The sequence below is a fragment of the Pseudomonas sp. A2 genome (genome assembly GCF_023100865.1).
GTDB classification, from domain to species: Bacteria; Pseudomonadota; Gammaproteobacteria; order Pseudomonadales; family Pseudomonadaceae; genus Aquipseudomonas; species Aquipseudomonas asiatica.
In genome coordinates, this window is sequence record NZ_CP039127.1 from 1,548,620 (window position 1) to 1,562,379 (window position 13,760).

The 13,760-nt window shown below is 49.7% G+C and carries 11 protein-coding genes; 4 read left to right on the plus strand and 7 right to left on the minus strand.

From position 1 onward, the window contains the following. The first annotated feature begins 76 nt into the window (after positions 1 to 76). Genes rfbB through rfbA form a run of 3 tightly spaced genes read left to right on the plus strand, consistent with a single transcriptional unit; the run spans position 77 to position 2,927 of the window. The gene (gene rfbB / locus E5221_RS07230) at positions 77 to 1,147 is read left to right on the plus strand and encodes a dTDP-glucose 4,6-dehydratase (RefSeq protein WP_061550843.1); all 1,071 of its coding nucleotides are present in this window, start codon (positions 77 to 79) and stop codon (positions 1,145 to 1,147) included. Continuing rightward, positions 1,144 to 2,040, plus strand: a complete 897-nt coding sequence (gene rfbD / locus E5221_RS07235; protein WP_247847062.1) for a dTDP-4-dehydrorhamnose reductase — start codon at positions 1,144 to 1,146, stop codon at positions 2,038 to 2,040. Before rfbB ends, rfbD begins: the two co-directional genes overlap by 4 nt. A 5-nt stretch (positions 2,041 to 2,045) precedes the next feature. Further along, positions 2,046 to 2,927: a glucose-1-phosphate thymidylyltransferase RfbA gene (rfbA, locus tag E5221_RS07240; RefSeq protein WP_247847728.1), complete on the plus strand. Its 882-nt coding sequence runs from the start codon at positions 2,046 to 2,048 to the stop codon at positions 2,925 to 2,927. Positions 2,928 to 3,068: 141 nt separating this feature from the next. On the opposite strand, the gene E5221_RS07245 is transcribed toward rfbA, so the two are convergent. Then, on the minus strand, positions 3,069 to 4,163 hold the full coding sequence (locus E5221_RS07245) for a DUF6270 domain-containing protein (RefSeq protein WP_247847063.1): 1,095 nt from the start codon (positions 4,161 to 4,163) through the stop codon (positions 3,069 to 3,071). Positions 4,164 to 4,743: 580 nt separating this feature from the next. On the opposite strand from E5221_RS07245, the gene E5221_RS07250 reads away from it, so the two are divergent. Next, on the plus strand, positions 4,744 to 5,976 hold the full coding sequence (locus tag E5221_RS07250; protein WP_247847065.1) for a hypothetical protein: 1,233 nt from the start codon (positions 4,744 to 4,746) through the stop codon (positions 5,974 to 5,976). Here E5221_RS07250 and E5221_RS07255 read toward each other — a convergent pair. The 6 genes from E5221_RS07255 to E5221_RS07280 all read right to left on the minus strand — a co-directional run bounded on the left by E5221_RS07255 (position 5,969) and on the right by E5221_RS07280 (position 13,694). Beyond that, complete coding sequence (locus E5221_RS07255) at positions 5,969 to 6,571, minus strand: CatB-related O-acetyltransferase (RefSeq protein ID WP_247847067.1); 603 nt, start codon at positions 6,569 to 6,571, stop codon at positions 5,969 to 5,971. The two genes, E5221_RS07250 and E5221_RS07255, sit on opposite strands and share 8 nt — an antisense overlap. Positions 6,572 to 6,846: 275 nt before the next feature. Then, positions 6,847 to 8,055, minus strand: a complete 1,209-nt coding sequence (locus tag E5221_RS07260) for a glycosyltransferase family 4 protein (protein WP_247847069.1) — start codon at positions 8,053 to 8,055, stop codon at positions 6,847 to 6,849. Further along, positions 8,055 to 9,275, minus strand: coding sequence for a glycosyltransferase family 4 protein (locus E5221_RS07265; RefSeq protein ID WP_247847070.1), 1,221 nt, complete (start codon positions 9,273 to 9,275; stop codon positions 8,055 to 8,057). Before E5221_RS07265 ends, E5221_RS07260 begins: the two co-directional genes overlap by 1 nt. After that, positions 9,272 to 11,023: a hypothetical protein gene (locus E5221_RS07270; RefSeq protein WP_247847071.1), complete on the minus strand. Its 1,752-nt coding sequence runs from the start codon at positions 11,021 to 11,023 to the stop codon at positions 9,272 to 9,274. Before E5221_RS07270 ends, E5221_RS07265 begins: the two co-directional genes overlap by 4 nt. Positions 11,024 to 11,078: 55 nt before the next feature. Continuing rightward, positions 11,079 to 11,465: a hypothetical protein gene (locus E5221_RS07275; protein ID WP_247847073.1), complete on the minus strand. Its 387-nt coding sequence runs from the start codon at positions 11,463 to 11,465 to the stop codon at positions 11,079 to 11,081. 18 nt (positions 11,466 to 11,483) lie between these two features. Beyond that, on the minus strand, positions 11,484 to 13,694 hold the full coding sequence (locus E5221_RS07280; protein WP_247847074.1) for a heparinase II/III family protein: 2,211 nt from the start codon (positions 13,692 to 13,694) through the stop codon (positions 11,484 to 11,486). Positions 13,695 to 13,760 lie beyond the last annotated feature (66 nt).

Here is a 13,760-nt window from a genome sequence, read left to right on the forward strand (position 1 = left end):
GGTGCCGATACAGGAACGCCTACATGAACTTCAAACGCTGTGAAGTTTGAACGCGGGAATTGGGAAGAACTGAACGATGACTATTCTGGTAACTGGTGGTGCGGGTTTCATTGGCGCGAACTTCGTGCTGGACTGGCTGGCCGGCAATGACGAGCCCGTGGTCAATCTCGACAAACTCACCTACGCAGGCAACCTGCAGACCCTTAGCAGCCTGCAAGACGACGCGCGGCACATTTTCGTGCATGGCGACATTGGTGATTCCGCGCTGGTGGAACAGCTGCTGAAAACCCACCAGCCGCGCGCCATCGTCAACTTTGCCGCCGAGTCGCACGTCGACCGCTCGATTCACGGCCCGGAAGACTTCATCGAAACCAACATCGTCGGCACCTTCCGCCTGCTGGAAGCGGTACGCGCGTATTGGGGTGGCCTGGATGAGCCGGCGCGCAAGGCTTTTCGCTTCCTTCATGTGTCCACCGACGAAGTTTACGGTTCGTTGGCCGCCGGCGAACCGGCCTTTACCGAAACCCACCAGTACCAGCCCAACAGCCCGTACTCGGCCAGCAAGGCCGCTAGCGACCACCTGGTGCGCTCGTACCACCACACCTACGGCCTGCCGGTGCTGACCACCAACTGCTCGAACAACTACGGCCCTTACCACTTCCCGGAAAAACTCATCCCGCTGATGATCGTCAACGCCCTGGCTGGCAAACCGCTGCCGGTATACGGCGACGGCCAGCAGATTCGCGACTGGCTGTACGTCAAGGACCACTGCAGCGCCATCCGCCGCGTGCTGGAAGCCGGCAAGACCGGCGAGGTGTACAACGTGGGCGGCTGGAACGAAAAGCCCAACCTGGAAATCGTCAACCGCGTGTGCGCCCTGCTGGACGAACTGCGCCCCCGCGCCGACGGCAAGCCCTACGCCGAGCAGATCACCTACGTGACCGACCGCCCAGGCCATGACCGCCGCTACGCCATCGACGCCCGCAAGCTCGAGCGCGAACTGGGCTGGAAGCCTGCCGAAACCTTCGAAACCGGCATTCGCAAGACCGTGGCCTGGTACCTCGACAACCAGGAGTGGGTGCAGAACGTACAGTCCGGCAGCTACCGCGACTGGGTCGAGAAAAACTACGCAGGGCGTTCGGCATGAAGATTCTGCTACTGGGCAAGGACGGCCAGGTAGGTTGGGAGCTGCAGCGCAGCCTGGCCCCACTGGGCCAGGTGCTGGCGCTCAATTCCCGCAGCCAGGCACACTGCGGCGAACTGGCCAATCTGCCGGGCCTGGCCGAAACCGTGCGCGCCTACGCCCCCGATGTAATCGTCAACGCCGCCGCCTACACTGCCGTGGACAAGGCGGAGAGCGACCGCGAACAAGCCTTCAAGGTAAACGCCGAAGCCGTCGGCGTGCTGGCCCGCGCCGCCGCCGACTGCGGAGCATTGCTGGTGCATTACTCCACCGATTACGTGTTCCCGGGGCAGGGCACTCAAGCCTGGCGCGAAGACGACAGCGTCGGCCCACTGAATGCCTATGGCGAAAGCAAGCTGGCCGGCGAACAGGCCATCCAGGCCGCCGGTTGCCAGCACCTGATCTTCCGCACCTGCTGGGTGTATGCCGCACGCGGCAACAACTTCGCCAAGACCATGCTGCGCCTGGCCGCGGAACGCGACAGCCTGGGCGTGATCGACGACCAGCACGGCGCCCCGACCGGTGCCGAACTGATCGCCGACATCACCGCCCACGCCATCACCGCCACCCGCCGCGACCCGGCCCTGGCCGGCCTGTACCACCTGGCGGCGGCCGGCGAAACCACCTGGTGCGGCTACGCCCGTTACGTGCTGGAGCAGGCAGCGGCCCTAGGTGTGCCATTGAAAGCCCACGCCGAACAGGTCAACCCATTGACCACCGACGCCTACCCGACCCCGGCCAAGCGGCCGGCCAACTCGCGTCTGGACACCCATAAACTGCAGCAAGCCTTTGCCCTGAACCTGCCAGACTGGCGCCTGGGTGTGGCTCGCATGCTTACGGAAATACACGAGAAATGACCACTATGAAGCGTAAAGGCATCATTCTGGCGGGCGGGTCGGGTACCCGTCTGCACCCTGCGACCCTGGCTATTTCCAAGCAGCTGCTGCCGGTTTACGACAAGCCGATGATCTACTACCCGCTGACCACCCTGATGCTGGCGGGTATCCAGGACATCCTGATCATCTCCACCCCGCAGGACACCCCGCGTTTCGAGCAACTGCTGGGCGACGGTCACCAGTGGGGCATCAACATCAGTTACGCCGTGCAGGCCTCGCCAGACGGCCTGGCACAGGCCTTCCTGATTGGTGAAGACTTCATTGGCAACGACCTGTCGGCACTGGTGCTGGGCGACAACATCTATTACGGCCACGACTTCCAGCAACTGCTGCGCAACGCTATGGACCGCGGCGAAGGCGCCAGCGTGTTCGCCTACCACGTGCACGACCCCGAGCGTTACGGCGTGGTCGAGTTCGATGAGAAGGGCAAGGCGATCAGCCTGGAGGAGAAGCCGACCAAGCCGAAATCCAGCTATGCCGTGACCGGGTTGTACTTCTACGACAAGGACGTGGTCGAGATCGCCAAAGGCATCAAGCCGTCTGCGCGGGGTGAGCTGGAAATTACCGATTTGAACCGGGTGTACCTGGAACAGAACCGGTTGTCGGTGGAGATCATGGGGCGCGGGTATGCCTGGCTGGATACCGGGACGCATGATTCGTTGTTGGAGGCTAGCGGGTATATTGCGACTATTGAGCGGCGGCAGGGGTTGAAGGTGGCATGCCCGGAGGAGGTGGCGTACCGGCAGGGATGGATTGGGGCGGAGCAGCTGCTGAAGCTGGCTGAGCCGTTGGCTAAAAATGGGTATGGGCAGTATTTGAAGAGGTTGGTGGGGGATAGGGTTTATTGAGGAATTATATCTTCAATTTGACTACCCACCGTATAGTGGAAGTTGATTTTTACTGGTTAGCTAATATATATCGTTATGGTTCCAGTAAGATCGTGACTCACCAAGGTGTGTCACGATCTTTGTTAGAAATTCTATTGGCCATTAGATGGTGGTGTGATTCATGTCGCCTATAGATTTGACGCTACACTTGGCTAAAATTTGATCTTCTAGAATATCTTTATAAAATGCGATTATTTCCAGGTTGTCTATTGAGTCTGGAATGTCAAATTTTGCAGACGGTTCGGCCTCGTACCAGCGAACTGTATGACGAGTTCCGTTAACAATCAGATAGAATGCGAAATTCCCGCGCTCTTGAATTACGCCATTCTTTACTAAAGAACAATGTGCAAATATGCCTTGGTTGTTCCTATAGGCAGCAACATTAAGCTTCACCCCGGAGGATATCAATGGGGGATGCGGGAGAGGGGGGGGAATAGGCTCATCTGATCCTTTAAAGGCGGCTGACTTATTAATTATTTGTGCCAAAGCCTCTCTGTAATAGTTCTTGCAATAATGGAAGGCAGATGGCCCCCATTGGTGATGCTCGTCAGCCGTTAGGAGAGAAGGGTGGAAGGTAATAAATTGGTCTTCCCGCAATTCGCTGCGCAAGGCATCGTACATCCAAGCAAGCTCTATATTGGCTTTCTCGATAAAAGGATGCGCAACTGGAAACGGAGTATTTGTCTCAGTGTCAAATTTGGACGACCAGAAAACTTTGTTGATGATGACCTGGTCAATTTTCTTTAAGTCTTTCAAGAGCTGAAAGAATTTTCGCATTCCTTGGAGCCAAAGTTCGCGACGCTCAGTCGTACCCTGCTGGATTACCTTAAAGCCGGAGATGCTTTCATCATTGAGAAGGCCGCTTTCGGCCAGTTCATTCGAACTTGTAATTAGCTGGCCAGACGGCAAAGTTAAAAGATCGAATCGTTCATCAATTAGATCTATCAAAATAACATCGGCGGTAGAGAATTTATCTCTGGCGGATAAGATTTCCTTTGAAAAATCACATGCGACCATGCGGCGGCGAAACGCGGAAGGGATTCGGCTCAAAGCATTACTGTTCTCATAGGCATCGCTACACAATGAAGCCATTGATGACCGTGCATAGTAATCTACTAGCTTGAAATCCCGGCTTTCTTCTAGGTTGAAAATATCCCGAGATACGCAGCTACCATAAATTAATAAGTTTTTGATCACTATCTTTAAGCCTTCTTAAGTGAGCCTATCATTGAAATTGCATGCACAGGTCAGCTCACAAATTACGTTAAGTCAATGCCCTAAGGAGACCGCTTCCGTGTCGCATGGTTCAATTTTTTTTGTTGGGTAAACCGAGATCTACAGAGCAGAACAAGCTCATCGTAGGGCTCTCTACTGGGAAGCAGTATCCAAACTCGCATTATGAACAGAGCTGCTCGTATGTGGTAGAAATCAGAGTTTATTACCATGTTCTTTGAAAAACATCAAGGTTTATTTTATGTATATACATGTTGGATCCAAAATTGGCAGCTATCCTTCTTTAGGTAGAATGAGGGATCAAATTAAAGGCGCATGTTCATTATTGTAAGTGTGATTCTGGCTCATTAACTTTCTTCTAAAATTGAAGGATGGTTAGGGTGGTTAGCAAAAAGTGGTGGTCTTGAGGATCCTGCAGGGATCATTGAAAGTGCGTTATGCCCGTTGCACCATGGTTCGGATTATGTATAGCGCTTCATCGAGAGTCATGGTAATTATGTCTGGAGATGAGTTATGATAATCTTTTTTATGATGAGGGGCGTTAATGGAAGCCGTTCTGAGTGCCGCTAAGGAACTTATTGCAAAAGGCGAGGCGGACTTGTCAGCAGCAGGAAAACCATTCTGCGATCAGTTAACAGCTGAGCAGTGGCGTGTCGTTCGAGGGAAGAAGTTATCAGAAGCAGAGATTCATGCTATTGAGGAGTTGTCAATACATGCACACTTTGCAGACAAACCCCATGGTCGGCAGCGGTTGTATGAGCTAGCAAAAATTGCAAGGCTTGACGGAATGTTGAGTTCAGGCAACTCGCTTGAGTCGCTCATTTCCGGATTGGAGTCCGATATAAGATGTGGGATTAACATACCGTCGGCTTATGCGATGCTTGGTGCATCTCATGTAGCTGAGGGGCGCTATGATCTGGGCGTTTACTATTTTAATAAGTCGAATGCGATTGCAGGCCGTAATAATTGTATTACTGCATTTATGGGGTTGTCGCGTGCGATGCCAGCAATTGCCGCGTTTGAACGGCCTCGAACCAACTCAAGTGATAGCCCGCTTGTTTTTTTGAACGAAATAGTTAACTTTGCAGGTGGGCCGGTTGCGGTAGTCGCAGGTAATGCACTGTATGTCAACCGTTTTTTAGAGAATTATGCTAGATCGATTGCTGAAAAAGGATTAGGTTCCTTTAGCGGGATGCACGTCCATTGGGTGAAAGAAAAGAACGAACCATCTGATTCTATCGACTTGACAGTAAATAAAGCAAAATTGGCTTTCCCAAGCTTGAATGTGACGTTTGAGCAGGTTGAGGACGTATTGGATAAGAAGTCATATTTCGCTCAGTCTAGATTTCTAGTTGCGAGGCGTTTGAATGAACACTATCGCCTGCCACTATTGATTACTGATTTGGATTTTCAGTTGGGCCAAGATCCATCTGATGCAATTAAAAAGCTGAGCTTTATTGATGTCAGTTTTCTTCAGCACAGATCTAAAAGTGCTCAGTGGGCATTCCCTTGGCTACGCAGTATGGCGGGCAGTGTATGGGTAAATGATACTGATGCCGCCAGGGAGTTTTTCAGACTGATGGAGGTTGGATTTTCTTCTTGCTATAATCCGCATTGGTTTAATTGGGGGGTTGATCAGAATCTATTAACATCGGTTCTGGAGTACAGTCGTACAACGTTCCATTTGAATTTCGCTTCGTTTTCGGAGGTGGCAGGTCCCCATTTGTTTAATGTTCCAATGGATTTGAAGGCTGGCGTCAAAAGTCAAGCTATTTGAGTGGAGGCGACAGGCCAGCATTGAATGGCCTGTCGCCTTTTAGCTTAAACAAGATCCTGTATTCTAATTTTTTGAGGGGTATATTCAGATATGGCACCTTCGGAGAGATTTGTTTTAGTTGTGATATAAAAATACTAGGGTTCTCCAGGTCGAATCCTCCGAAGTCTAAAAACTTATACTTCCACCACTGAACCTCTTGAAGGTCATTGAGTAGCGTGTTGGATTCAAATCTCATTTTTATAAATTTCGCCGGATTTCCTCCGACTATAGTGTAGGGCTCAACATCTTTAATAATATGTGAGTTTCCTGCGATTACTGCTCCGTCACCAATTTTTAAACTGCCAGCGATCGTAACTCCTTCGCCAATCCAGACATCATTACCAATAGTTATCCCGTATTTTTCTGTGCCTTTGTACGGTGTAGGGGAAAACTTTTCTTCATCATCGAGTTCAGAGTGGATCTCAAAAAATTTTCTGTCGTACGTAAATGGGGAGGAAGATATTCTCTCATGAGGGTGGCGTGGGCCAAGTACCCGAACACCTGTTGCTATGGAGCAGTAACGCCCAATGGAGACGGAAACTGGCATTGAAGACATGCAATAAGTAAAGCTCCCGACGGAATACAAGTTATCGTGAACGGCCAGGCGGCATGTGGTTCAATTGCGAAATTAAAGGGAGCAATATTTCTTTATTTGGTACTGCGGTTGGGGGCGCAGTAGCAGGCTTACGCCTGACCCCAATTTTGTGCTGGGCAAGTGCAGTGATTATCGGAATGGCCGCGTACTTGTTCACTTGGGTATGCTCTATATGTTGTTTTCTGTTTTAGGGAGGGGCTTTGAGTGGCTAGAGATTTCTAAATATTGTTAATATACTAGTATTGGTGTGGTGTTCTTTTTGTTGATGTCTTGATTATGTCTTGAGCCATCTTTTTTTTAATTGTGGCACGTGAAAACTCGGCAACAAAATCTAGTCGAGGTGTGCTCTGTAGTTTTAGTTCCTCTAATGCTGTGATAGCTCCGTCAACGTCGCACGGGGAAAACAAGGCCACATTGTTTATACGTTTTTTGGCGAAGCGATTTGCATAACCTGATAGACCGCCCCATATGGGTTTGTTGGTTGCAGCGTACTCGAAGAGCTTTGAGGGTAGTACTCGTCGAAATGCCTTCAAGTTATTTAAGTGCAAAAAAAGTATGTCGGCTTCTTGGTATACACGAAGCAGTTGATCTCTTCTCATTGGTGCGGAAATTCTAACATTATTGACATTCGCATTTTCCAATGCACGCACCAGTGTTTTTTGCGCGCTACCTGCGCCGATTAGATGGAATTCTACTCTGTCTCGAAGTCGCTGAGCTAGTTCAGGAATAATTCGATGTAGTCCTTGGCCCGCTCCTATATTGCCCGCATAAACAATCCGTAATCGAGATTGGCAGAGTTCTGATGATGGTAACAGTTGTGTATATGCGGTTTTGACAAATAACTCATCAACCCCGTTCGTATAAAATGCAAAAGACCGTCCAGGGTAACGTGTGGCGAAATATGGTAGGAACCCAGGGGAAATGAGATTTACACGTAAAGCCGAATTAATAGTCCATCGTTCCAGTGGAGAAAATATGGAGGCTGCGACGCGTCCCCATCGAGACGGCAGTAAATCACGAATAGTATCTACAAATATATCGCGAATATCTAGATATAAACCGCAGCGGCTGCGCTTTGAGACTAGTGCTCCTAAAGACGCAGTCATCAAGCGGGATGAAGTGGAGAATACTAGCTTATAGCGCTTGCCATAGGTTAGTTTCAGTGTGTTCATGGCAAAGCACGCAAAGGCCCAAGCCTGATCTCTAATACCGCTGCGATGTGCGGGAATTTGAATGCGGCGAATGGTAAGGTTTTCTGACTGCTCTACACTAACTGCGTTCGCGATAAAAGAATGATAGCGGTTAGGTTGAGTAGTTATAATTTCAATCTCCACATCTGGCCCCAGTTCTTCGCGTAAAGCTTGGACCAATGCCCCTGCTCGAAAGGAACCAGCTGATAAATCCGGCGGATAATAAAAGCTAAGTAACAGGATTTTTGAGGCCATTACCGGGTCAGCGCTCCGAGGACATGATCATATAGCTCAACCAAGCGCGATTCTTGCTCCTCCCAATTTAGCTTGCATGCGGTTGTTCGAGCATTGGTCGCAAGCTTAGCGCGTAGCGAAACGTCAGCGACTAACTGGTTAAGGGCATTAGCTAATGCTGGCGAGTCATTGTGCGGGACGAGAAGACCTACTTCATTGCCCCGTACGATTTTTCGGATCTCAGGGAAGTCGGTAGCGACCACAGGCAAGCCTGCTGTTAAGTATTCGAACAGCTTATTGGAGTCAGTGGTGTAATGGTTAAGACAGGTGTTCTCAATTGGTTGAACGCCAATATCTGCTGATGCTGTATAGCTTGGCAAGTCTACAAGGCTGACCGTAGGGATAAAATATATACGCTCTTGTAAGTCTTTCTCGTTGGTTAATTGAGTCAGCGTTTGAGTTAGGCGTCCGCCGCCTATGAAAACAAAATAGGCATTTGGTACGAACGGCACGGTATGAATAAGTTTTTCTAACCCGCGGCCTTGCTGTAATCCGCCTTGGTATAGGATTATCGGCCATGAAGAATTTAGACCGAGTTCCTTCCGAATGCGGTTCGAAGCGTTAGAAGATGATAATCTAGGGCGGTTTTGTAAAACAGTAGGACGCTTTATATTATACGCGCGTGCGAAAAACTTCGCTCTGGCGTCAGTTGTAGTAATGCAGCCGTCAGCTTTCGGCATAAGTGCTTTTTCAACAAAACCCACCAATCGACGAAAGCTATTATAGCCTTCGCGACTAGTACTTATTTCATGTGCGTCATATACTAAATGCGATTTGCCTAATCTAGCTGCGAGCCATGCGGTGGGCAAAGTGTTTACATCATGGGCGTGTACTACGTCAGCTTGATAGCGCAGCATTTGAACCATGAGGCAAAGGTGGGTCCAGGTTCTTGTGATAACTCGTAGAAGCTGATGCTTAATGCTTAGAGTGCTCTTGTGCGAGCTTATGCCGTTGTTGCTGGCTCCATTAACCGCTGGCTTGCGCCATTTCCACAATGGGCTTCGTGCTACGCGAATAATTTCTATCCCGTCTGGGAGACGCTCACGTGCTTTGGTGACTCCAGGAGTGTGCAGAGCAAACACGCAAACTTGGTAACCTGATCGTTGAAGTGTTTGAGCTTCTTTAAGAACGCGGGCATCGTTTAGAAACTCATTCCAAACAACCATGGCTATACGCTTCATTTGACCACCGCAAGATTATCATTGTCTATTGATGACGCGAGCGCCGAAATTTCTGGAAGTAATTCAGCTGCGGATAGATAGTGCTGCCGTGATAAAAGCTGATCTAGCTTGTAGCAGAGGGCGGATAGCATAAGTTTTGTTTCATCAATCTGCTGGATGTCGTCACGATGTTGCTGCAGGTCGGCTAGCAATGAAGGTAAGCTAGCAGAGAGATTCTTGATTTGCAGGCAGGCACCAATCGGTTCAAGGCTCCAGTTGCCCCAGTAACTTATGTTTAGTACGCCGTTGCTTGATATTAGTATCTGGTCTTTACCGATTTGGCTATTGCTGATATAGAGTGGGATGCTTCGGAGAGTATCTCGGACCAGTTGCTTCAGTCCCATGAATTTTTTGATGTCATGGGTGTACTCATTGTTGCCTAGCGCAGTCCCGAAACTGTGGAGAACATTATCGCTCAAGCGATCCCAAAGGAGTGGGCGCGAACGTGAGTATTTTTGAATCAGGCTCTGGGGCGGAGTATAACGCATCAGGATTTTTGTAGAGGTCGCTTGGTGTATTCCAGTTTCAATTGCTGGAATCTTATCTAGTGATTGCGGCGAGAATATATGGCAGTGGAAGCCATCCAGAAGCGTTGCCTGGATAAGGGGCGCTGCAGGTATATTCGCAAGGTTTGGCTCTGTAAGGAGGGTTGCTTCATTGATTGCCAAAGTAGTTCTATTGGTGTTAAAGACTTTAATCAGGTAAGCGTCTTTTTGGCCGGTGTCTGTTTCGCTTTCTACCTCGATAGCGAATACATCATGGACGCCTGTTTGATGCCACTTGATATCGTGCTTAACGTATGGTTTTCCTGTCACCTCATGAATTAGGTCGTGCGCCCATAGTTTCGCATTGTCGCTGGTGAACAGACTCCAGAATTTTTCTGGTTTTCCGCGTGCTTCGCTAGGAAGCTTGTGATCTTTGAAGAACAGAGCGGAGATTTGTAAATGTTGCTCTTTTAGCGATACCAGGTCTTGAACAAGTAGCGTTGCTCGCTGCATGATTTGGCGTGTAAGAAGAATGCCAATGATAGCGGGTAATAATTTTGGCGGGGTGTCAGAGAGCAAGTCGTAAGCAAGATAAGAAAATGCAGCAAAAAAACCAATAGAACCGATCGGATTTATTGATTCATGATTTGTTTCATTGCCTTGTATGTTGCTGTTTTTCTTAATTCTTTTTCTTAGTTTTGTGATAATTCCCCAGCAAAGCCAAAAGGCTACTGTGGCAATAGTGAGTTCTAGATAGATATAGCCAAGTGCGGCTATTGTCAGGCCAAGAAATACAATAGCGGCTAGGCTTCGGGTAAACCTTAAGTATGCTTTGCTGGCTACTTCATTCTGGCCGTCAAAGAGAATTAACTTTCGACTGTTCAGTATGAGCCGTTCGCTACCTAGCTTAGTTAGTTTTTTTATTAGTGCTTCAGAAGTCAGGTATAGAACATAGAAAAGCGCAGCGGTACTACACAATAAAAGGAAAAGGTCTTTTCGCTCAAATGTTTTGAGGTACTCGGGGAAGTACGAAGGGATATTCGGTGAGCCTATAAGTATAATGGCTTTCAGTGGGAGGAATGATGCCGCTAGTAGGCTGATTTGAGCTGCTAGAGTCAGAATTATAATTGTTAGTGTGAGCCCCGGGATTATGCGAGTTATCTTGTTGGCTACGGAGTACATCCAGCGGCCAGCGTTGAAATTTAAAGACTTTATTTCGCTCATAATAACTTGCCTTGCTTCAGGCCTTCGCCTGAGTTAATCGTCGGGGCGTTTTGGCTTAATTTAGCTGCCAGGAAATTACAGCTTGGCTTGCAGTGCCTTTCTTGGGCTGAATTTGCTTGAAGTTGGCAACGATCAGCGCAGCGCTTGGCTTTTTGTAATAAACTTGAATTAGCGAATCGCTTTGAGTTCTGATTGTTGGTTTGTAACCGTTGGATTCAAAGGATTTATTAAAGTCTTGATAGGTAGAGTTTAGATCGGTCGAAGTTTCAAAGAAGTACAGTTGACGATCTTGATTGTCTTTTGTTGCGGTGTAGCTCTTGGTGATTTTAATGTTGTTGAAAGCGATCTGTTTACCTTCTTTTAGATCTACTTTCGCTACGTTCGGTGCGTCGCAGGCGGTCAGGAAGAGGGCCAGAATCGAATACAGAGCAATCTTTTTCATGTTTATTCCGAAATCACTTCAGTTTTGATGAGCTGTAATGGCAAACCGCGCTTTCAACGCGTTCTTCATTTCAAAGGCAACCATGGATGTATCGCCCTGTTGCATGAATCCAAGGCCGCTGATGCCCTTCACCAGCTGATCATCGTTCCAGCCAGTAACGATCGTGCAGGGGCAGTTCGAGGCGATGGTAACTCGATAGCTGGACGCAGGATGACGAATCTCCACGCCATCTTCAGTCTTTATCACCTCCGTGCCGTCACCGCAGTGGAACAGGCTGAACATGGGCTTGTCTTTCAGCGTGGTATGGATCTCGTCGCTGATGTCGAGCTGCAGGTATTCAAGATGACCTGTGATGCTGCGTTTGACGACAGTATCGGCAAAGGCGTCATGTGAGCCATGCAGGGCAAACTCATTATCAATGACCTCCCCGGCAAGTTGAGCGTGCCCTGGTTCAATGCTATATGGCACATCACCGATAACCGGATTGTTGTGCGAATAGGGACCTCTCAGGAAGCTTTGTATTGGTTTGAGGTACTCATGCGAATAGAAGCTTGGGTCGATCAGCCACTCAATACCATCCATGAACAATGTGAAAGACAGATTGTCCTGATGTTTGTGTGTTTTGCACAGCGAAGTTGCAAACATCGTCAGCATGTAAGCGGTCTGTGCGTGGTTGCCCTTGATAATCGCGTATCCTGCGGTCGGAAGGATCGTCGCGGACGCAGTTGGGTAATTCTTGCAATTACGTACCGTTTCCAGGTCCGGATTAGCACGGCGGAAGGTGTCGCCTTGCGCTGGGGAGCGATTATCCGGGTAGCGTAAGAAATCAGAGAACTTCAGCAATTCTTCAGCGACTGTGGGAATGGTCGTGATATGCGAACTCTGCTCCGCCAGCTCGCCGGCGAAGGCAATCAGGCGTTGTACACCCTGGTGATAGCCGATGGAGTTTTCTACAAATACCGCATAGCCGTTGTCGCGAACGATCAAGGTATCAAGCTGGTCGGTCAGGCGTGACAAGGCCAGTAACTGCCAGCGTTCGGAGCATGGGAAATCGGGCATGGCCAGGCTGGTCGCCAGCAGCGCCATATCCTGGAACCAGGCATGGTTGTGATAGCGGGATGCCTGGTGGGAGGCGTAGAACATCTCCGAAGCCAGCAACTGGGCGTGCTTGAAGATGGCTGCACGCAGGCGCACCATGAAACGGGTGTCGAACTGGTGCAGTACACCAATGTCCCAGATCATGAGGAACGCGAGCAGGCGCTCGGCGGTGCCGTGGTCATACCAGGCAAACTTCCTGTCCTCGTCAGCATTGAAGAAGCTTCGTTCCAGCCAGTTACTGGTGAACTCACGTGCCGGGAACAGAGGCGCTATGCTGCCTTCCTGCCGAGCATGCAGCATCAGGATGATTGCCGGATGCAGCGAATGCCACGAAAAACGATAGGTGCCAACCGCGTCGAGGTCGTCCGGCAACGTCAGTTGCCAATCCCAGTCCAGGCCAATGTTTCCATAGAGCGGGCAGATACCTTTTTGCAGGTAGTCATTCGCCTGAGTGGGTACATCCTTGAAGCATTTCTCCATGTACGCATACAGGGAGTCGCGAAGCGCTTCGGGCAGAGGCGTTCTTGCAAAACCTTCGGTCACCCAGGCAGCGGGCTGGTCGTTTTCATGCCAGCAGGTGAGGCGCTCGATTTCCAGTGTCGAGCCTTCTTCTCGCGGCTGCCCTTTGAAATAGAGCTTGATTTCTTCGAAATCGCAGGCCGGGGGCACAGCCCAGTCATTTTGAATACCGAATGCCAGATCGTTGTGCCCGATAGTAAAATCGATCCACTCACCTCGAGCGGCATTCACGATCTTCACATGGCGGTAGCTGCCTTCGAATGTGTAGCCCACACCGATATAGTTCAGCTTTTCCCAATCCGATATGCGGAACCTCAGGTGCAGGCCGTTTCCGTGGTAGCCCCGTGGCATTTTGAAACGTAGCTGGTAAACGCTCGCGCTCCCATTGAAGGTAAACACGGGATTACCATCCAGCATTGCGGCGCGCGCATTGCCACTGAAGCTCTGAAGGTTGAACGGCTCGTCGATTTCGCTACCGTGATTGCAGAACGATCTATAATCCAGAATGTCCCGGTCGGAAAGAAAGTCCAACGCCGGCTTATTCCCTCTGGCGATTGGTGCAGCCTCTATTTCGTCTTCCTTGCAGAAGTGATCACGGATTTTCTTGAGCATGTCTTTGTAGTGTTTTCTAAATAGTGAATAGGGCACGGCTCTCAGTGGCGCTATGGGGCGCTCAGT

Excerpts from the sequence above, each read along its gene's own strand:
- E5221_RS07280 (WP_247847074.1), bottom strand. The coding sequence starts at position 13,694 with ATGCTCAAGAAAATCCGTGATCACTTCTGCAAGGAAGACGAAATAGAG.
- E5221_RS07260 (WP_247847069.1), bottom strand. The coding sequence starts at position 8,055 with ATGGCCTCAAAAATCCTGTTACTTAGCTTTTATTATCCGCCGGATTTA.
- E5221_RS07270 (WP_247847071.1), bottom strand. The coding sequence starts at position 11,023 with ATGAGCGAAATAAAGTCTTTAAATTTCAACGCTGGCCGCTGGATGTAC.
- rfbB (WP_061550843.1), top strand. The coding sequence starts at position 77 with ATGACTATTCTGGTAACTGGTGGTGCGGGTTTCATTGGCGCGAACTTC.
- E5221_RS07275 (WP_247847073.1), bottom strand. The coding sequence starts at position 11,465 with ATGAAAAAGATTGCTCTGTATTCGATTCTGGCCCTCTTCCTGACCGCC.
- E5221_RS07250 (WP_247847065.1), top strand. The coding sequence starts at position 4,744 with ATGGAAGCCGTTCTGAGTGCCGCTAAGGAACTTATTGCAAAAGGCGAG.
- rfbA (WP_247847728.1), top strand. The coding sequence starts at position 2,046 with ATGAAGCGTAAAGGCATCATTCTGGCGGGCGGGTCGGGTACCCGTCTG.
- E5221_RS07255 (WP_247847067.1), bottom strand. The coding sequence starts at position 6,571 with ATGTCTTCAATGCCAGTTTCCGTCTCCATTGGGCGTTACTGCTCCATA.
- rfbD (WP_247847062.1), top strand. The coding sequence starts at position 1,144 with ATGAAGATTCTGCTACTGGGCAAGGACGGCCAGGTAGGTTGGGAGCTG.
- E5221_RS07265 (WP_247847070.1), bottom strand. The coding sequence starts at position 9,275 with ATGAAGCGTATAGCCATGGTTGTTTGGAATGAGTTTCTAAACGATGCC.